The 20,023-nt window shown below is 44.3% G+C and carries 15 protein-coding genes; 3 read left to right on the forward strand and 12 right to left on the reverse strand.

The annotated features are described in order from the left end of the window. Positions 1–25: 25 nt before the first annotated feature. From DH10bf12_RS17650 to DH10bf12_RS17690, 9 genes are all read right to left on the reverse strand, one after another. Positions 26–703 carry a phosphoribosyltransferase family protein gene (locus DH10bf12_RS17650; RefSeq protein WP_471736519.1) on the reverse strand — a complete coding sequence of 226 codons (678 nt, stop codon included), beginning with the start codon at positions 701–703 and terminating at the stop codon, positions 26–28. Then, a complete protein-coding gene (locus tag DH10bf12_RS17655; protein WP_471736520.1) occupies positions 700–1,797 on the reverse strand; it encodes an ATP-dependent helicase ComFA in 1,098 nt (365 codons plus the stop codon). Before DH10bf12_RS17655 ends, DH10bf12_RS17650 begins: the two co-directional genes overlap by 4 nt. Before the next feature lie 402 nt (positions 1,798–2,199). Further along, positions 2,200–3,042 (reverse strand): DegV family protein, encoded by an 843-nt coding sequence (locus tag DH10bf12_RS17660; RefSeq protein ID WP_471736521.1) that lies wholly within the window; start codon positions 3,040–3,042, stop codon positions 2,200–2,202. A gap of 499 nt (positions 3,043–3,541) precedes the next feature. After that, the gene (locus DH10bf12_RS17665) at positions 3,542–4,537 is read right to left on the reverse strand and encodes a nuclease-related domain-containing protein (RefSeq protein WP_471736522.1); all 996 of its coding nucleotides are present in this window, start codon (positions 4,535–4,537) and stop codon (positions 3,542–3,544) included. 466 nt (positions 4,538–5,003) lie between these two features. After that, positions 5,004–6,977 carry a putative bifunctional diguanylate cyclase/phosphodiesterase gene (locus DH10bf12_RS17670; protein ID WP_471736523.1) on the reverse strand — a complete coding sequence of 658 codons (1,974 nt, stop codon included), beginning with the start codon at positions 6,975–6,977 and terminating at the stop codon, positions 5,004–5,006. A gap of 20 nt (positions 6,978–6,997) precedes the next feature. Then, positions 6,998–8,104 carry a SpoIIE family protein phosphatase gene (locus DH10bf12_RS17675; RefSeq protein WP_471736524.1) on the reverse strand — a complete coding sequence of 369 codons (1,107 nt, stop codon included), beginning with the start codon at positions 8,102–8,104 and terminating at the stop codon, positions 6,998–7,000. Positions 8,105–8,168: 64 nt separating this feature from the next. Further along, entirely contained in the window at positions 8,169–8,483 is a 315-nt protein-coding gene (locus DH10bf12_RS17680; RefSeq protein ID WP_471736525.1) for an STAS domain-containing protein, read from the reverse strand. A 24-nt stretch (positions 8,484–8,507) separates the two neighbouring features. Further along, entirely contained in the window at positions 8,508–10,613 is a 2,106-nt protein-coding gene (locus DH10bf12_RS17685; protein WP_471736526.1) for a DUF342 domain-containing protein, read from the reverse strand. Positions 10,614–10,727: 114 nt separating this feature from the next. Continuing rightward, positions 10,728–11,663, reverse strand: a complete 936-nt coding sequence (locus tag DH10bf12_RS17690) for an ATP-binding protein (RefSeq protein ID WP_471736527.1) — start codon at positions 11,661–11,663, stop codon at positions 10,728–10,730. Between the two features lie 449 nt (positions 11,664–12,112). On the opposite strand from DH10bf12_RS17690, the gene treP reads away from it, so the two are divergent. Continuing rightward, complete coding sequence (gene treP, locus DH10bf12_RS17695) at positions 12,113–13,555, forward strand: PTS system trehalose-specific EIIBC component (protein WP_471736528.1); 1,443 nt, start codon at positions 12,113–12,115, stop codon at positions 13,553–13,555. Between the two features lie 472 nt (positions 13,556–14,027). Further along, a complete protein-coding gene (gene treC, locus DH10bf12_RS17700) occupies positions 14,028–15,713 on the forward strand; it encodes an alpha,alpha-phosphotrehalase (protein ID WP_471736529.1) in 1,686 nt (561 codons plus the stop codon). A gap of 160 nt (positions 15,714–15,873) precedes the next feature. Here treC and DH10bf12_RS17705 read toward each other — a convergent pair whose 3' ends face one another. The 3 genes from DH10bf12_RS17705 to DH10bf12_RS17715 all read right to left on the reverse strand — a co-directional run bounded on the left by DH10bf12_RS17705 (position 15,874) and on the right by DH10bf12_RS17715 (position 18,789). After that, positions 15,874–16,971: an amidohydrolase gene (locus DH10bf12_RS17705; RefSeq protein ID WP_471736530.1), complete on the reverse strand. Its 1,098-nt coding sequence runs from the start codon at positions 16,969–16,971 to the stop codon at positions 15,874–15,876. 2 nt (positions 16,972–16,973) lie between these two features. Beyond that, complete coding sequence (locus tag DH10bf12_RS17710) at positions 16,974–18,080, reverse strand: mandelate racemase/muconate lactonizing enzyme family protein (RefSeq protein ID WP_471736531.1); 1,107 nt, start codon at positions 18,078–18,080, stop codon at positions 16,974–16,976. Positions 18,081–18,219: 139 nt separating this feature from the next. Next, positions 18,220–18,789: a hypothetical protein gene (locus tag DH10bf12_RS17715; protein ID WP_471736532.1), complete on the reverse strand. Its 570-nt coding sequence runs from the start codon at positions 18,787–18,789 to the stop codon at positions 18,220–18,222. A gap of 404 nt (positions 18,790–19,193) precedes the next feature. Between DH10bf12_RS17715 and treR the strand changes: the two genes are divergently transcribed. Continuing rightward, positions 19,194–19,913, forward strand: a complete 720-nt coding sequence (gene treR / locus DH10bf12_RS17720) for a trehalose operon repressor (RefSeq protein WP_471736533.1) — start codon at positions 19,194–19,196, stop codon at positions 19,911–19,913. The last annotated feature ends 110 nt before the right edge of the window (positions 19,914–20,023 follow it).

Raw genomic sequence — 20,023 nt, forward strand, 5'->3', positions numbered from 1 at the left:
TTATTTACCAACCATAACTTTATCACTATCTTCCGATTGTAATTGACCTTACTTCCCCTGCGCCTGCTTTTCTCAAAGCATAAGCAGCTCGCCTGACCGTTGTTCCGGTTGTATATAAATCATCTATTAAAACGATCTTTTCGCCATTTAGATTTCTGATTGCTGTAAAAGGATTCACCCCGGCATGCCGCTCAGACTTCACCTTTTTCGCCTGAGAGATTTCAGTATTCTTTCTTGTTAACAAGCATTCATATTGGATTTTCGCACAATTCAATAAAGCTTCTGTCTGGTTAAAACCTCTTTCTTTTAAGCGCTCTGCACTTACTGGTAAAGGCGTAATGATCGCCGACTTAACAAGCGGCATAACCATTTCAGTAAGATCCTTCTGAAAACATCCCGCCAATGCGTAGTCACCACTGTACTTAAAACGTTTTAACAGTTCTTTCAGCGCTGGGTTATACTGATATATGGATTCGTTTGAAGACAGCACCTCTTTAAATTCCGGGTGCTTTGACCAGCTCTGACAGTCTCCGCAAATACCGGATTCCTTCATCCCTTTCGAGCAAACTGCGCACCTGCTCCCTTCAATTTTTATCAGTTCAGCTCTGCACTTCTCACAAAATGAACCCTCCACCCTTTTTAAAAACAAATCACTCCAGCCAATTTCTTCGAATAAAAGACTATGACAATTCAGGCACCTCATATAAGAAACCCCTTCACATACCCGAGCTTCACCGCTTCCTTATTCATCAGCACGATATGCCGCTGCGCTCTCACCATCGCATCTGTCAGTCCATTATGAAAAAACGTAATGTTCCCGGCCGGTTTCAGCGGATCACGACCGACTCGCCCGGCAATTTGTACAAGTGCCGCTTCTGTAAAAACAGGATCCCCCGCACAAAAAACAGCTACTTCCACACCAGAAAACGTCACGCCTCTCTCTAAAATCGTCGTCGTGAGCAGCGCCTGCGACTTCCCTTCTCTAAAAGCCATCACCTTCTTACCGCGGTCAGGATCTGCTGAATGAACAGACGGCACATCTAAAATGCTGGAATAAACATGCATGGATTCAATATCAGGCATGAATACCAGGGCTTTTTGATGATCGGACAGCCATTTTATCAGGGCTGGATCCACTTTATTCTTGAGCAAACTTTTCCGCCAGTTCCCAAGCCATTTCGTTTCAGGCACTGGCAATGGAAATCCATGAAACCTCGCAGGAATTTTAACAATTTCATCTGTTTTTATTTTTTTTGAAGGCGTGGCACTGAGGTAAATTAACGTTGAGGATTTTTTGCGGGCTGAATGGGAAGTTTTCTGAAGCGCATCATCCACTGAATAAGGGAATGCATCCACCTCATCAATCACCAACACATCGAACGCTTCCCTGAACCGGATCAGCTGATGTGTCGTTGCGATTGTAAGATGTGCATGCGGAAGTCTGTCTTCACTACCACCATATAGTGACTCAATTTCAGTCGTTGGGAATGCGCGTTTCAAACGGGGAGCCAGCTCCTGGACCACATCACGTCTCGGGGTTGCAATACAAACGCGAAGTCCTTGCCGCAGCGCTTTTTCAATCGCATGAAATAGAATTTCAGTTTTACCTGCTCCGCAGACTGCATGAATCAGGATTGAATTTTTCTTATCAATTGAGGAAATCAGCGCATCGGAGGCTTTTTGCTGCGGACGCGACAGCTCACCTTGCCACTGTAAAATCGGCTCAGCAGGCGGCAGCATTTCAAATGGCTCGCCTCTCCAAAGCACAATCCGCTTACACTCAGATGCTTTCCCCATCTGAATACAGTTACGGCAATACATACATTGTTTTTCACACTTATTGCAGAAATGCGAAGCAAATAAATAGCGCTTCCTATTGCCACAACGATTACAGTTAAATTTTTCAACGGCTGGAACTAAATCAACATTGTTTTCAAATTGCAATAAAGGAAATACCTTGAGGACTTCAGAAAGTAAAAACTGTCTTCCGGAAAGGAATTGTTGGGGAGTAATCATGTGGGGACTCCTTTTAGGGGTATTCTTTTTGAGATGATACTTTTATTTGCATACTAAGTTGAGCGAAGTGGAAGGCGGGGACTCCGGGGCGATAAAGCGGGATAGCTGAGACCCCACAGGCGCTTGCGCCGAGGAGGCTCAGCGACCGCCGCCTGTAACGTAGCTCAACGGTTCTATTTCCAATTATTTTTTCATCCACCCAAGACCCATCGATCCCTCACCAAGATGAGTCCCGATCACAGGTCCAAAATGACTGATCCTAAATGACACATTGGGCAGCTTACTGCTGATCTCATTTTTCCAATGAATCGCTTCTTCCTCACGATTTGCATGGATAATAACAGCCTGCACCTCATCATACTTTTCAGCGTCTTCTTTTAACAGATCAACAATCCGCTTCATCGCTTTTTTACGCGTACGAATTTTTTCAAAAGGCTCGATCTTCGTATCGACAAAATGCAATAAAGGCTTAACCTGAAGCATGCTGCCAATAATCGCCTGGGCATTTGAAAGACGACCGCCACGCTGAAGGTGACCTAAATTATCCACCATAAAGTAAGCGCGTGTGGTTTCCTTCAGGTCATTTAGACGTGCTAAAATTTCATCAGCACTTGCGCCGTCCTTGGCCATCACTGCCGCTTCAAGCACAAACATCCCCTGTACCATACAGGAGATTTCCGAATCAAAAGCATGTACTTTTATATCATCAACCATTTCACCAGCCTGCACTGCACCAGCGTATGTACCGCTGATCCCGCTCGACAAATGGATTGTAACCACTTCATCATAATCCTCACTCAGCTCTTCAAAAAGTGAAGCAAATCTGCCAACTGCCGGCTGAGACGTTTTCGGAAGCGCACCGCCTTTACGGACCTCGTCATAAAACTCCTCCATCGTCAGGTCGACCTCTTCTTCATAAGTCTGTCCATTCATGATGACACAAAGTGGCACCATGCGAATATCGTACATCTCGCGCAGTTCCTCCGGCAAATACGCCGTACTATCCGTTACCACAGCCGTTCTCATTGAATCATCCTATCTATCTTCATTTCCATTAATATGGATACGTATATATGACACTTGTCATACACTATTTTAGCTTAATCGGTTAAGGAGTGCATCTTATTTAGGAATCTTTTTTGAAAGCGGAGCGTAGAGACGGCGTGACGGTCAAACTTACAGGTATGACACTCAACTTCGCCGCTGCTGCACTAAATGTCCGGAGCACTGCACTCAACCCGGGCGTATCGCTACGCCGATGCGATCTGCACCTACCTCGATGGCAAACTGATGACATTCAAGCACCACACACGCTTCATGAACTTAGGTCACAGGCTTTTGGTGTCTTAAAGGCATGAAGCGGGTGTGGTACTGCTCCCATGTTGGCGGACACCGCACTCGATTCTTCTTAGTGCGTGCTCAACACCCTGTAAGAGGCACTCAACCCGGGCGTATCGCTACGTGGATGCGATCTGCACCTACCTCGATGGCAAACTGATGACATTTGCGCGCCGCATTATAAGCTCTATTTCATCACTTTTTCCATGTCAGCTTTTGAAACTTGATGGATCGGACTAAGAAATATTTTTCGATTGTTACTTATTGTGAATTCAAATCCCAACTTATCCATGTAAGTCAAAGCACTTCTGCAGGTTTTAAGGTTTAGAAATGTTCTTATCTCTTCTGTCGTTGCAGTCGGACCGTGTAATAAAAAGAAATCAATAATATTCTGGTGCAGCATTTGACTGGCACGATGACCACATCCTATGCACTTCCATCCGCCTCTTATTTCCTCAGCTAATTTACAGCAGTCGCAACATACTACACCAGTGAGCAATTCATGATGATAAACACCTATTTTTGTTACGTGATCTTTCCAAAACGGGCGCTTGTTTTTTCTTATCAACTCTTTATAGATGCGGTTGATTTCAGAAGTTGTAAGGTACGACCTCGCCCCCTTTTGCATGTTCCTGAACTGATACGTAAATTGCTCAACACGATGGATTTTTTCATAAATGTCAGCTTCGGATTCCTTTACTGTAAACTCAACTTGCTGATTCGTATAAATGACAAGATCATAAACCGGAACGCTCATTTTGAGAGTGTGCAAAATATGAGTTAGACATTCCTTATGCCGGGACACCTGAAATAGTGGACAGGTGTAATACTCACGCTGCCCATTCATTATTCTTGTAAGCACTCCTCCTTTTTTATCAAAATGAAGGTTTCCAATCATATTTTTAATTTCAGTAATCAAAATAAATTGAGGAGTTAAAATAATCGAGTCGATCTGGAAAGTTTCTTTAAAAAGAGAAATTGTGAGGTTTTTTAATTGAGCGGATTGAGGAGTCAGTATTTTTGAGGCTAGTGAATCGAAGTAAAGTTCACCATGAAGCCCGGCTTTCTCAATTGATAAAAGTTCAAAAGCTCTCTTGTAACCAGGATGATGCTCTGGTATTCGGCGAATCAACGCCTCAAGTGTTTGCTGCTTAATAGAAGGTGGACGTATATTTGTATTCAAGTGTTCACTCCTTTCTTAAATTAAATTTATTATAATGGATTGGTGTAGCAATTGCTATATTTTCTCAAATGCATGAATCGGGTGTGATGGTGCAACCACTTTTGGAGGAGCCGCACTCAATTGAGCTTTCACATCACTCAACACCCCCAAACACTGCACTCAACCCGGGTGTATCGCTACTTCAAAATACCACTCACCTACCTCAATCGCACTCATACAACGTTCAAGCCACACACCCGCTTCATGCCTTTAAGTCACAGGCTTTTAGTTTCTCAAAGGCATCAGGAGGTGGTGGTGGTACAACCATTTTTAGAGAGACCGTACTCAATTTAACTTTCACAGCACTCAACACCCCCAAACACTGCACTCAACCCTGGTGTGTCGCTACTTCAAGATGCCGGAGACCTACCTCAACCGCACTTGTACAACGTTCAGGCTCCCGCCCTCCCAACCCAAAAAAGAGCACCTATTCAGGTACTCTCTCCTTCAACACTTTCTTATAATAAAATCGCTCGCATTCTTCAAGCGTCATGGGCTTAAAAAAGTGATAACCTTGCATATCGTTACAGCCATTCATTAATAGGAAGTCGCGCTGATCTGCTGTTTCCACGCCTTCTGCCAGGACGTCCAGTTGGAGGCTGTTTGCGAGTTTTACAATGGAGACTAGAATGGCTTCTCCTCTTTCATCCACCATAATCTGATCGGTAAAATGCTTATCAATTTTTATTTTATCGACTGGGAACTGATTTAGATACGACAGGGTCGAATATCCGGTTCCGAAATCATCAATGGCAACACGCATGCCCATTTCACGCAGGCGCTCAAGGGTTAGTACGCTTTCTCTATGTGAGAAAAGCTGAATATTTTCAGTAATTTCAAGTTCAATCTGGTTAAATGGAATTTGATATTCACATACTATTTCTTCCAAGAAAGCGATAAAGCTTTTGTTACGGAACAGTCCGGATGAAATATTAAATGCAATCGTGCCATCAAAGTTGAACTGCTGTCTCCATTCTCCAAGCTTTTCAAGGCAGCATTTCAGCTGATGACGCGTCAGCTTTTCCATCATCCCTGATGTTTCAGCAATTGGAATGAATTCTGCCGGTGATACAGGACCAAGTACTGGATGCGTCCAGCGAGTTAAGACTTCAACACCTGTAATCCAGTTCCGGGTTGCATCGACCTGAGGCTGATAGACAAATTCCAACTCGTCCCGCTCAATTACTTTTTTAAGCTCCTGCTGAATAATCAGATCACGCGAGACGCTTTCATGCATGACCGGATCGTACAGGACAGCTTTTGCAGACTGCTTCTTTTTTGCTTCATACATCGCAATGTCTGCCTTGTCTATCAGCGTATCAACGAGGTTGCCGTCTTTAGGGAACTGACTTACTCCGATGCTTGGTTCAATATTAATCTCAGGACGGTCCTTCAGATTAAATGACCTGCTGAACATTCCAATTACACGATTACCAAATTCCAGGACTTCATTTTTACCAAGCGCTTCCGGTACTAAAATCAAATACTCATCCCCGCCTAGCCTTGAAATGGTCAGCTCCTCAGGAAGGTTTTTCTGAAGACGCATCCCGATCTTTCTGATCAGCCTGTCGCCTACATCATGACCATATAAGTCATTGATGATTTTAAACTGATTCAGGTCCAGGAAGTAGATTGTAAACGCCTGATTTTGATCTATATAGTCTTTCATACATTCATAAGCATAACGTCTGTTTGGCAGCCCTGTCAGGTGGTCTGAATTTGCTGACTGCCATAAGGATTTTTCGAGTTCTTTTTGTTTGTTAATATTTCTGAAATAGACGGATAGCCCTCCCTGTCTGTTTGGATAAGCCTGCACCTCAAACCAGCTTTTATTTGGTGCATAATATTCTTCAAACTGCGTCGGGATCTGATCATGCATCGTTTTAAAGTAATGCTCTTCAAAATTAGTACCCCATGCTTCAGGAAACAACAGCCACATATTCTGACCGATCATTTCTTCTCTCTTTTTAAACAGTACCTTTTCAGCTTCATGGTTAACGTATGTAAAACACCACTTTTCATCGAGTGAAAAGAAGGCTTCATTCATGCTTTCAAGTACGTCCACTGCATTTTCAGCAACAACGCCTGAATCGACTGCGGGCAGAATTTGAAAGAGCATGTGGTTTTCACCGCATTTTGAAATCGTGAGCTGACAATGATCGCGTGATACCGTGCGGAAATAATATTCAAATGAGGCCTGTCTGCCACGCCAGATTTTCTGACATTCTTTTTTCACAAGAGGCGCTCGAATAAATCGGTCAAGTTCACTATATTCTTTACCCGCATGATCGACCATGGGCTCGAATTGCTCCCATGCAGGGTTGGCCAGCTGAATTTCGCCACTCTCATTAATGATCGCAGCAGGCAGCCTTAGCAGTTTAATTAAGTTTTGTTCATCCATGGTCATCACCCCCATACGTTTTAATCAAAACTGACACTTACAATTGCTATATCGTCCTTTATGTTTAAATTTGAAACAATATTTTGAAAATGATCGTGAATTTGCTCGTTTTTACGCATTTCCTGAAGGACGAACTGCTCACCCTCTGAAATTCTCAGTCCCATTGTATCGATGAAACCGTCTGTATATAGAATCACCTGCGTGTTTTCGCTGATCTGAATTCGATTTGAAATAACTTTTGGTTCTTTTGCAAGGCCGATTGGTGGATTATTACTTTTTAAAATAAAGCTCTCCTTCCCCGACACACCTACTCCGCCCGGATGTCCTGCATTAATATATGAAACGACCCGTTGATCAATATCAAGCAGCATGTAAATTCCTGTACAGAAAAAGTTTTTATACCCTCTGCCTGATTTAAACAGCTTTTGAAACTGGTCATTCAACTTAAGGTAAACTTTTTCAGGGTCAATTTCATCCGTGATAATTCCCTCAAGCATCGACCGGATCGCCATACTCATCATACCGGCCGTTACACCATGACCCATGATATCAAGCAAAATAACGCCGTACTGATAGCTGTTGATTTTGTACCAGGCGTATAAATCACCTGAAAGCTGATCAGATGCCTGGTAAAAACCTTTAATTTTTATATGAGCTTCCTCAATAGGATCAATGACAACGCGCTGCTGAATGGATTTTGCCATATCCAGGTCTTTTTGCTGGCGCAGCTCAAGTAATTTTCTGTCTGTTATATCCATATGCGTAATCACAGCGCCGATGATCTCTTGCTGTCCTGTATTTTTAAGCGGTGTTACATTCATTGCAAACCACCGCTTCTCACGCAGTGTATGACATGGATATTCAATCACAACCTTTTCGGCCGAACCATTAAGCACAACCTTCAGCTGCCTGACCGTCTCCCTGTCACATACGCTGAAATAATTACTCCCTATACCCGTCTCCTCAGGATTGCCACCATTCATTGTCGTATAATTTGACCAGGAGCTGTTCACAAGTAATATCTCACCAGTCTGATCAATGACAGCAATATGCTGCGCCATCGATTGAATAATAGGATCTGCTATAGAATTCTCGACGTATCCTGCTTTGTTTCTGGGGTCTAACATATAAATCGCCCCTTTCTCTATTGTTTCCTGAAGTATGGGGTCAGACCCTGTACTTCGTTAATCTCTACTTCACAAAAGTTTGCTGCCCCAGAATCTCAGGGATTTGCAACAGATCAAATACTTCCATCACTTCTTCTCGTACTTCCCTGATGCTGACATGAATGCCTTCATCACGTAGTGTCTGGATGAGATTCAGCATCAGGCCTATCCCGGATGAGTCGACAAATGCCACTTTTTCAAAGTCGATTGTGACACTTTTATAATGTTGCAATGCAGGAATCAGCTCGTCTTCAACTGTTTCTGTACAGTCAATATCCAGGTCCTCTTCAAATGTGACCAGTGCACGGCTGTCTTCCAGCCCGATTTCGTATGAAAACATGATCTTCACCCTCTCTTTAAAGCGTCAGCGTAAAATAATCTGTCCTTTTGCATTGATTGAGGCAGTCACGGCATGGTGATCTTCTGTGAGCACACGTTTTCTGTTACCGATTTTCAGTACAGTGCCTTCTAGTGCCGTGCCAATTTTGATAACGGCATTTGCAGGCACTGACAAATTGGTTGGCGTACCGCTTTCTGCACCGGTCCCGCCGATGTACATGCCTTTTTCAGCGAAAGCCTCACCACCGCGCAGCGTTCCGGTGATCGTCATATAACCGCCTGCATGTATTCTTGAATTTACGCAGCTTTTACCTTTGATATAAAGATTTCCACCTGCATGAATTCTGCTGTTCAGCACATTTTGTACGCTAATCGTTGACTCAGATTCATCAAACAGCCCAATTTCCTCCTGCAGTGCACCTAGCTGTTGTGAGAGGTGAGTAAAGATATTCAGTGACACCGGTTTGCCGGAGAGGGTTAAGAATATCGCAGAGATCTGTTCTGCAGTTTCTTCCCAGCGTTCATCATCGAGCTGGGCACGCCCCTCTTTTACAAGCTGTACGTATTTTTTCGCTCTTGGAAGGAAGTCACTGAATTTCTTTTCCATCAAAATGCGCACGAGCGGCTGTAGACCGCCTTTTGCAAAGTCAGTGGACTTAAAACCCGGTGAGTTGATCAGCTGGGAGATGACTGCAATAATCCTGTCGATATCCTGCTTCAGCACGACGACCAGCATAGAGAGTTTTGAAGTCACCATATTGTTCTGACCGGCTGAGAGATCTGAGGAAATCACATTCCCTTTCACACTGATTGATCCTGTTGCATTACAACCGGATCCACTGATATTTTTACCGATGATCACGTTCCCCTGCGCTTCAATTTTCATTCCGTGATGGACTTCACCGGTGATTTCCACGTCTCCGAAAAAGGAGATGTTACCTGATTCGAGACTGACATCTCCATTGTGATGGAGCTTCGGCATAATGGTGATTTTAACGAGCTGACCACGTTCTTCAATATGAGGACGCCCGACTTCTTTTGCGACCACTTTATCGCCAATCAGCTGCACCCCTTTCCCAAGCTTTAGAATTACTGGATACACAGGCTTATTGGGAATCGATTCGCTGAAAACGGAGTACCCTGCGCTCCCTTCCTGAGGTGGATGGACAATACCGATAATTTCGCCGGTTTCTATATTCGGAAACACCTTTGTTTCTCGGAAATCGACTTTTCCATGCTCATCTTCATGCACGCCTTGCTTTATATGCGTATCCACTTTCAGCTCAAACCAGCCATCTATTCCGTCAGTCGGTGCCACACCGCGGGCAATCGTGTAGGTTGTACCTTCAAGATTCCGAACCGCTCTCATCAGCTCAATCTGATCAATATTTTGCAAAATGCATTTTTCCTGCATTTCAGCTTTTATTTCCTGTTCCGTTAATGTCATGATCACCTGCTTTTCTTCTGAAAAAGTTAGCGTCAGGTGCGAAGCAGGATCTGCATCCTGGATGATGCGCGTAATTTTGTAACCTGGATTTACCGTGAGATAAGCCTTCAGCTTATTTTTATCAATTGTAATCGACCATTCAGTTTCTTTTACTTCATCATCAATTGCAAGCCGGTATGAATCATTTGCTGATAGAACAAACGTTTTTGCTTCAATAATCTCTTGATTTTTGTACAGTGTCATTTCTTTTGGAATCGTCACTACCGGCAGCTTATGAGTACCTGGTTCTATCATAAGACTCCCATTTTCAACCCATACAGCACCATTGCGCTCAAGCATCTCTCTGTCAGAGGATGACATGAGCGTTTGGACCGGTTTACTGTTAACCGCTACCCGCTCCATCTCCACTTCTTCAAAAAAGGATTCCGCATGGGTAAACCAGTCGTTGACCTCACCCCCGCTTTCGTCAGTGGACAGGCACTCTTTAGAGGTAACAGTCTTTTCATCATGATCATTTAGCAGCGTGAGCCTGACGATCGCCTGCTTTGAACCGATCCTGAGAAATCCTTTCGCCGGGTTTTGAAGCACCTCGATATGTACATCCCTTTTTGTTACCTCGAGCAGCTCCACCCCTGTATATACTGCTTCTTTAATTGTTTTCCCCCTTGCAATGATACTCTGCATATCATTCACCTGCCCTTTAGTTGTGAGCCACAGTTACGTTTTAAACATTTATAATAGGTGATCAATGACTTCTCTGATGATCACATAAAATCGTTTATATTTTTTAAATTCATATTAAATACAATTTTGAACGAGGAGATTCTCAATTTTCGCTTTTTCCGGCTGGTCAAACGAAATCACAAGCTTCGACCCTTCCTCAGAAGTATGAAGATGCACACAACTTGCGATTTTTAACATGATTGTAAACCCCTGTCCCATAGAATCCATAGAAGAATAACCAGAAAACAGTGTTGCTTTAGGCAGCTGGTCAAGCGGAATACCCGTTCCAGAGTCTTCTACAATTAAATGCAGCGCCCCATCCTTTTCAACTATCATCACTTTTCCGTGCGATGCATGTTTATATACATTCGTCATTGCTTCAGACAGTACCAGTAAAAAGTTCATCACGGCCGACTTAGAGAATTGGCGTGCTTCAAAACTTTTTTTTGCCTGATGACGAATCCTCGAAATATCAGACCGCTCCTCGATCCTTTCCTCTATAAGAACAACACCGTCTTTGAAACGCTCTACATCATACGCTTCGACCAGCAAAAGTTTATTCTGTGTGGCAGCCGCTAGTATATCCCGGTAGACGTACCAAATATCCTGACTGTCTCGTTTGACATGCTCTTCGTTTAGACGTTTGTCAGAAAACAACTGATCTTTATGGTTAGAATAAACAATACGCATCGCACGTGCTATTTGCTCTCCTGTTTCGTACTGGCTGATTCTATCGGGAAGATTATCACCATTCTCATACCACTCCAGCATTCGGGCAGCCGCTCTGATGACTGGTTCTCTATGTTGACTAAGCAGATGCGGCTGAGTCCTGATCACTTGAAAAAACAGCTGATCCTGTTTTCTATTAGAATAGGAAAGCACAGCACCTATTGTCATTGCGAGATACCCTGCATTCACAACAACTAATAACTTCGCACGAGGCTGATCTGATGGCTTCAAAGATTGATTCGCATTCGATTTGCTCTTAATTAAAGTTAACAGCCATCTCACCGCAATCACTCCCAGATAAAAATATGTCGAAATGACGAAACATCATTTTATGTATATGAAGGTATTGTATGAAATCCAATCTCTTATATCGTGACTAAAGATCTATTAATTGTATACTATGGTACCCCTTAATACTCATAAACGCAACATTAATTGTCACAATATTGAAAAAATATATCATTTTTTTCTCTTGTCGAAATAAATCATCAGATAATAAAAAACTTCCTGATTGACAACTTGTATATACACGTTATAGGATAGGAATTGTTAAATGAAAGCGCTGTTTATTTGGGAGATATGTAGACGCGGGTCTGTCCCTGGTCTACCGAAGACCGGGGTCAGACTCCAGCCTTCACAAAACCCTCTCATTTCCAGTGTTTTTTCCTGAATAAAGGGAATAGATGTAGTGCAGATGAAATGAAAACGGTTTCGAAAGGGAGGTTTTATAGATGAGCGATGTGAATCGTGAACAGGTGCGCCAGATTGTTGAAGCAATCGGCGGCCAGGAAAACATCGACACAGCTACTCACTGTGTCACGCGTCTCCGCTTCGTCCTGCATGACGACAGCAAGGTAGACAAGAAAAAGCTTGAGTCAATTGATCTGGTTAAAGGGTCATTTGCCAACAGCGGACAGTTTCAGGTAGTAATCGGACAGGGACTTGTAGATAAGGTTTATAAGGTCCTGGCAGAGGAAACAGGTATTCAGGAAGTGTCTAAGGATGATGTAAAAAGTGCAGCGACAAAAAAAATGAACCCGCTGCAGCGTGCAATTAAGCTTTTAGCTGATATCTTTATACCTATTCTTCCGGCAATCGTAACAGCAGGTTTACTGCTCGGTTTGAACAACGTGTTAACAGCAGAAGATTTATTCGGTGCAGATCCACTGATCGTCACATATCCTCAGTGGGCTGATATTGCAGAAGTTATCAATATCATAGCCAGCGCCGCCTTCACCTTTTTACCCGCACTGATCGGCTGGTCAGCGGTAAAAAGGTTCGGAGGCAATCCTTTAATGGGTATCGTGCTTGGTTTAGTACTGGTACACCCTAACCTGCTAAGTGCTTATGCATATCCGGATGCACTTCAGGAAGGAACTGTGCCGACATGGAACCTGTTTGGCTTAACCGTTGAATCGATCGGTTATCAGGGTCAGGTACTTCCAGTATTAGTGGCAGCATACTTATATGCAGTGATTGAAAAGTTTCTAAACAGACGCGTACACGATTCAATCAAACTGCTTGTTGTTGCACCGGTTTCTATTTTAATTACAGGTTTTGCAGCATTTATCGTCATTGGACCACTGACATTTGCAGCAGGTACAGCAGTGACTGACGCAGTCGTATTTATGTTTGAAAACTTCGGCTGGTTAGGCGGCCTGATCTATGGTGGGTTCTACGCAGTACTTGTGATCACAGGTATGCACCATACATTCCTGCCGGTAGACTTACAGCTGATCTCAGACCAGGGTGGTACATTCCTATGGCCAATCCTTGCACTGTCTAACATTGCACAAGGGTCTGCAGCATTTGCCATTTTTGCAGCAGCATTCTTTATGAAATCAAAAGATGAAAAGCTTAAAGGTCTTGCAAGTTCATCAGGTATCTCAGCATGGCTCGGTGTAACAGAGCCCGCACTATTCGGGGTTAACCTGCGCTATAAGTTCCCGTTCATCTGTGCACTGATCGGTTCAGGTATCGCAGGACTGCTTCTTGGTGCCAACTTCGTCCTAGCCAACTCAATCGGCGTAGGCGGTGTTCCAGGAATCATCTCGATTCAGAGCCAGTTCTGGGGCATATTCGCAATCGGTATGGCCATCGTGATCGTCGTACCATTCGCCCTGACACTTGCATACGCACTGATTATCAAAAAAGGAAAGTTTGAAGAAGAATAAAAATGCATATAGAGCTGTGAGAAGAAATTTTCACAGCTCTGTTTTTCTTTTAAAAACTTAGTGAGGAAAAAAACGTTTCGCTGCGCTTCAGGCGGACGCTTTCCGTGGCCGGGCGGTGAGCCAGCAGGCTTCGCCATGCTTTGTCTCACCTGTCCCTTCCTGCCACAGGAGTCACCGCCCTACGCTCCACTACACTGAGTTTGTATTTATTATTCGAATGACACTTTGAAAAGTATATAAGTCAATTGTCTTCAAATTTAATTAGCTATTACAACTTTATAGACATTGATATTTGTAAGTACCTATCAAGCAGATTGCAGCGGAAGGCGGTGACTCCGGAGCGATTAGTGGGATAGCTGAGACCCCGCAAGGCTTGCCTGAGGAGGCTCAGCGACCACCGCTCGGAAAGCATCCGCCTGGAGCTGCAATCTGCGATTATCCAACCTATCTTATATTTAAAGGAGGAATTTCAATGGCACAACCATGGTGGAAAAAAGCAGTGGTGTATCAGATTTATCCAAAGAGTTTCAATGATACGACAGGTAATGGTGTTGGTGATCTGAACGGGATTACTGAGAAGCTTGATTATTTAAATGAACTGGGTGTAGACGTCCTCTGGCTTACACCTCCTTACAAATCGCCTCAGCGTGACAACGGTTATGACATCAGCGACTATTTCTCCATTCACGAAGAATACGGTTCAATGGAAGATTTCGACCGCATGCTTGAAGAAGCACATAAGCGCGATATCCGCATTATCATGGATATTGTTGTAAACCATACGTCAACTGAGCACGAATGGTTTATTGAATCACGTAAATCCAAAGACAATGATTACCGCGATTTTTACATTTGGAAAGATGGAAAAGAAGACGGTTCTGAACCGACGAACTGGATATCAAAATTCGGTGGAAATGCGTGGCAGTATGATGAAGCAACGGATCAGTATTACCTTCACCTGTTTGACGTAACTCAGGCTGATCTGAACTGGGAAAATGAGAAAGTGCGCCGCGAAATTTATGACATGATGAATTATTGGGCTGAAAAAGGCGTGGACGGCTTCCGTCTTGACGTGATTAACCTCGTGTCAAAAAATCAGGACTTCCCTGATGAAACTGGTGATGGTGATGGACGCCGCTTTTACACAGACGGTCCGCGCGTACACGAATATATGCATGAAATGAATCAGGAGGTCTTTTCAAAGCACGATTTGCTGACAGTTGGTGAAATGTCTTCAACGACGATTGATCACTGTATTAAATACTCAAATCCTGAACGTGAAGAACTCAGCATGACATTCAACTTCCATCATTTAAAAGTGGATTATCCAAACGGTGAAAAATGGACAGTTGCAGACTTCGACTTCCTGCAGTTAAAAGACATCCTTTCAACGTGGCAGGTCGGGATGAATGAAGGCGGCGGATGGAACGCACTGTTCTGGTGCAACCATGACCAGCCGCGTGTCGTATCCCGCTACGGAAATGATGGCGATTATCATAATGAGTCAGCGAAAATGCTCGCAACATCCGTTCATATGATGCAGGGCACGCCGTACATTTATCAGGGCGAGGAGTTCGGGATGACAAATCCGAAATTCACTTCAATTGATGAATACCGCGATGTGGAGTCGCTGAACATTTATAATATCCTGCTTGAGCAGGGTAAAAGCGAAGAAGAAATCCTGAAGATCCTGCGCCAGAAATCACGTGATAATTCACGTACACCAGTGCAGTGGGATGACAGTGAAAACGCAGGATTCACTAGCGGCACACCGTGGATTCCTGTGGCGAAAAACTATCAGGAACACAACGCGAAAACTGCTTTAGAAGATCGTAACTCTGTCTTCTATCACTATCAGAAGCTGATTCAGCTGCGCAAGGACTATGACGTTCTGACAGATGGAAACTACGAGCTGCTGCTTGCAGATCATCCATCAATTTTCGCTTACACGCGCAACACTGAAAACGAGACACTGCTTGTGTTAAATAACTACTATGCAGAAGAAACGACGTTTGACATGCCAGAAGCACTTGCTGAAAAGCTGGATGGCTTCACGCGTCCGGACGTGCTGATCCATAACTATGAAGATGTAAATGGCGACGCTTCAGCATATACGCTTCGCCCTTATGAGTCGATTGTGTTTCACTATAAGAAGTAAGATGTGAAAACCGCCCGGGATCTCCCGAGCGGTTTTTATGTGTTTGTGTATAACCCGTCTCTACTGCATAATGTAGAGAAGGGTCTGTCCCGGGTCTACCTTTCCCACCAGCCGGGCACGTAGAAGAGGGGCAGACCCTCCTCTACAAACCGCGCCACAACTACCTCCGCTCAAGCGCAATCTCAACAGCCCGCGTCACAACCTTAACCCCCTGCTCCAGACAATCATGATTAAACCGCATATCCGGATGATGCAGCCCCGGCTCAAGATCTGCGCCAAGTGCCAGCATACAGGCCTTCAGATCAGGTTTTTCAATCGTGTAGAAATGAAAGTCATCACTGCCTGGTGTTACCACGCGTGGCCTTAAGGCGTCTTCTCCCATCTCCTGCACAATCGCTTCACGCATAATCGCCTCTGCATTCTCATTCACATCTGCACCCGGCGTATAATCAATCCAGCTGCCTTCAATTGAGACACCAAGCATCTCACTAAAAGCAGCCACTTTCTCATCAATCCGCTTTTTCAGTTCATCCATCGCTTCATTCGTCTGTGCACGCACATCAAGTGCAAACGTCGCAGAGCCCGGAATGATATTGTAATTGGTCGCCCCCGCATGAAAACTTGTCATTTTAACAGAATGCGGAATCATAGGCGAAATTCTCACTGTGCTCAGCTGATGTCCTAGCGCAAACCCCGCTTCAATTGCATTCACACCCTGGTGAGGTCTTGCTCCATGCAAATCTCCACCGGTTATTTTACCCTCGTAAAAGATTCCGCCACCATGTGAAATAGACGGTGCGGCTTCACCGTAAGAGAGCTCATCTTTTGGCCGCAGGTGCACACCAAACAATACACTGAGCCCATCCGCTCCGCCATTTTTAATCACAGAAAGAGAGCCGTTCCCCTGCTCCTCAGCAGGCTGAAAGATACACCTGAACGTGCCTTTCAGCTGATTCTCCTTCTTTTTCAAAGCTAAAAGCGTACCAATCCCGATTGTCATATGCGCATCATGACCGCAGGAATGGTTCGCCCTCATCTCCCCGTTTACCTCCTGCCAAAGTGCATCCATATCCGCTCTGAAACCGATAACCGGCTCACCGCTGCCTACTTCAGCAATCAGTCCGGTATGCTTTTTAAACAACTGAACGCGCACACCTTCACGCTCAAGCATATGCGCGATATAATCCGTCGTCTTCACTTCTTTAAAACTCGTCTCAGCAAGTCCGTGCAGATCCTGCCACACCTGTTCAAGATTCATCGTCACACCTCCACATGCAGTTCGCTTAACGCTTCAAGCACTGTTTCATCAACGTCCACACCAAGCCCCGGCTTGTCAGCCAAATGTACGTAAGGTACCTCGTACTTCAGGTTTCCCGGATCCTTCGAAAATAAAAGTGGTCCCGTCAACTCAGTTGTCTCAATATTTTTTCTCGCCATCGCTGCATGATACCCTGCTGCTGAGCCGATTGATGACTCCACCATTGAACCAACCTGACACGCAAGACCGGCCGCTTCAGCTGTTTTTGCCATATGAATAATCGGATAAATCCCGCCGCTTTTCATCAGTTTCAAATTAATTTTATCTGCCGATCGCTCACTGATCGCACGCTGGAGATCTTTTTCAGTACAGATACTCTCATCGAGCATAAGCGGTGTCAGGGTTGACTGCCTGAGCTCATTCATTTCTGTAAATGCTTCCGGAACAAGTGGCTGCTCGATCCAGTCAAGGTTCAGCAATTCTGTTTGAGCAAGCGCCCGCTTAGCCGTTTCATAGGTTTCCCATCCCTGATTCACATCCACCCGGATCGGCACATCATTACCAACAGCCTGCCTGATCGCTCTCAATCTCTCCACGTCAAGCACCGCATCTCCGCTCAGCTTGATCTTTAGATGTTCATACCCCTTTTCGAGTGCGTTGAGTGCAGCCTCACTCATCTTTTCTGGTGTTCCTATTGAGATAACTTTTGGATAGCTGAGCTTCTCATGCGCTTTTCCGCCAATCAGATCGTAGACAGGAAGCCCTGTAACCTTACCCATCAGGTCATAACAGGCAATATCCACAGCTGCTTTGATAGAAGGATTACCCTTTAACGCCCGACTCATGCGATTATGAATTTCCTCTATTTGAAAAGGTGACATACCTTTCACTTCAGGGACAATCACTTTTTCTAAAAGCGCAAATGAACCGTAAAATGATTCACCCGTCACATGCTCATCAGGCACAGCCTCACCATATCCCTCATGACCGGTATCAGTCGTCAGCTTCAAAATAATTGATGGCATTGAATCGAATCTCGCATACGAAACTACAAATGGTTCCTTTAAAGGGAGATGAATTCCCCATATTTCAGCACGAATAATCTTCATTTACCTAACCTCATTTCCCAGGAAATATGTCGATATGTATAGAAAATGCACCTCTGTGACGAGATGCATTTTAATGATGTAACCATTCATTGCGCTAACTATTCTTTAAAATCTCTCATTGCTACTAAGTTTAACTTTACTAAGGTGCAGCAATAAATTGGATCGAAGCAATCTTCCACTCACCGTCAACCTCTTTTAAAATCGTTACCTGACGGCCATTTCTAGACGCTTCAGCTCCAGATGCGGGATCCGTTGTCGTCAACTCCATATTGGAAAATACCTCAGCAGAACCTTTTTCATAACCACTGATTGTATGCTCAACCACTTCTCTATTCACATCAAACTGGTCATATACTTCCTCAAGGGCCGCACGCTCTTCTTCCCTGTCATAATAACCGTCTTCATACAGAAGAAGATCCAGATAACCTTCTATATCCTTATTGTTAAAGGTCTCAATATACTCATCAAAGACCGCCATAATTTCCTCTTCAGCTTCAGCAGGCACCTCTGCACTTTCCACATTACCATCTTCATCAAACATAATGCCTTCTTCAGATTCACCTAATCCTTCAGAAGCATGCGTCTCCTGCCCTTCACCTGAAAGCCCATCTTCCGCACTGTTCGAATTCGTACTCTCTTCATCACTGCAGCCTGCCAGCACAACCGCAAGCAGACCGGCAGCAATCGTTGTCTTCAAAATCCTGTTCATACAAACCGTCCTTTCTGCTTATATCGTTTCTTAATTAAAATTAGTGAAGTCATGATACGTTTATCCAAGCTGTTTCTTGGAGTGGAGGGCTGAGACTCCCGCCGGGGCAGGAAAGCGTAGCCCTCCACTGAAAGAAACAGCGGATATTTAACTAAACATCATATTGATTGAGTTAACTACCACAAGCGGATCCTTGTAGTGGAGGACGGAGACTCCTGCGGCAGAGAAGCGACAGGTGAGACCCAACAGAGCGTAGCTCAATGGGGCTCACCGCGCGGCCGCGGAAAGCGTAGTCCTCCACGGAAAGGAGGAGCGATTCATTAACTCAAAGATCATATGAAAATAATGGAACATTCACTAAAATCCTATCCCCTCATATGATACAATAAACAAGGGTGATATATATGGCAACTACAAATAAATATATGAACATTTTTCAAGAACTCTCCGAAGAAATAAAAAATGGAGTCTTCGAGCCGAACTCTTTACTCCCTTCAGAACACGAACTGTGCGAGCGATTTAATACATCACGCGAAACGATAAGGAAAGCGCTTACACTTTTATCGCAAAATGGGTTCATTCAGAAAATGCAGGGTAAAGGCTCCCTCGTTCTTGATATAAGTAAAATGACATTCCCGGTAACAGGACTTGTCAGCTTCAAAGAAATCCAGCAGTCACTAGGACGTGACATCCAGACAACCGTCCACAAACTCGAACTGATCGAAGCGGAAGACTGGCTTGCAAATCAGCTGGAATGTCCACAAAATGCTTTGACGTGGGAAGTCGTCCGCGCACGAACCATTCAGGGAGAACGCGTCATTCTTGATAAAGACTGGCTTCTGCAATCAAGCGTCCCTTCACTAACAGAAGAGATCTGCGCAGACTCAATCTACGCCTATCTTGAAGGTCAGCTCGGCCTGAACATCTCTTACGCTAAAAAAGAAATCACAGTAGAACCTGCAACAGATGAAGACCGTGCACTGCTCGACCTTGACGGCTACAGCCATATCGTACTCGTCAAAAACTTCGTGCACCTAGAAGACACATCCATCTTCCAATACACCGAGTCGCGCCACAGACTTGATAAATTCAAGTTTGTCGACTTTGCGAGACGACGGAAATAAAGTGAAACTCCGCTGATGAGGCGGAGTTTTTTATTTGAGAGAGTAATGAAAAATCTAAAACTGCGTGATGCATACTTCTTTAAGAGGAAATGCTGCAAGCCGACAGCTGG

The organism is Jeotgalibacillus sp. 10bf12, from assembly GCF_055597105.1.

What these genes read in the sequence shown, in the direction of transcription:
- treC (WP_471736529.1), top strand. Translation starts at nt 14,028, where the DNA reads ATGGCACAACCATGGTGGAAAAAAGCAGTGGTGTATCAGATTTATCCA.
- treR (WP_471736533.1), top strand. Translation starts at nt 19,194, where the DNA reads ATGGCAACTACAAATAAATATATGAACATTTTTCAAGAACTCTCCGAA.
- DH10bf12_RS17675 (WP_471736524.1), bottom strand. Translation starts at nt 8,104, where the DNA reads ATGTTAGACCCCAGAAACAAAGCAGGATACGTCGAGAATTCTATAGCA.
- DH10bf12_RS17650 (WP_471736519.1), bottom strand. Translation starts at nt 703, where the DNA reads ATGAGGTGCCTGAATTGTCATAGTCTTTTATTCGAAGAAATTGGCTGG.
- DH10bf12_RS17660 (WP_471736521.1), bottom strand. Translation starts at nt 3,042, where the DNA reads ATGAGAACGGCTGTGGTAACGGATAGTACGGCGTATTTGCCGGAGGAA.
- DH10bf12_RS17670 (WP_471736523.1), bottom strand. Translation starts at nt 6,977, where the DNA reads ATGGATGAACAAAACTTAATTAAACTGCTAAGGCTGCCTGCTGCGATC.
- DH10bf12_RS17715 (WP_471736532.1), bottom strand. Translation starts at nt 18,789, where the DNA reads ATGAACAGGATTTTGAAGACAACGATTGCTGCCGGTCTGCTTGCGGTT.
- DH10bf12_RS17685 (WP_471736526.1), bottom strand. Translation starts at nt 10,613, where the DNA reads ATGCAGAGTATCATTGCAAGGGGGAAAACAATTAAAGAAGCAGTATAT.
- DH10bf12_RS17655 (WP_471736520.1), bottom strand. Translation starts at nt 1,797, where the DNA reads ATGGGGAAAGCATCTGAGTGTAAGCGGATTGTGCTTTGGAGAGGCGAG.
- DH10bf12_RS17710 (WP_471736531.1), bottom strand. Translation starts at nt 18,080, where the DNA reads ATGAAGATTATTCGTGCTGAAATATGGGGAATTCATCTCCCTTTAAAG.
- DH10bf12_RS17705 (WP_471736530.1), bottom strand. Translation starts at nt 16,971, where the DNA reads ATGAATCTTGAACAGGTGTGGCAGGATCTGCACGGACTTGCTGAGACG.
- treP (WP_471736528.1), top strand. Translation starts at nt 12,113, where the DNA reads ATGAGCGATGTGAATCGTGAACAGGTGCGCCAGATTGTTGAAGCAATC.
- DH10bf12_RS17680 (WP_471736525.1), bottom strand. Translation starts at nt 8,483, where the DNA reads ATGTTTTCATACGAAATCGGGCTGGAAGACAGCCGTGCACTGGTCACA.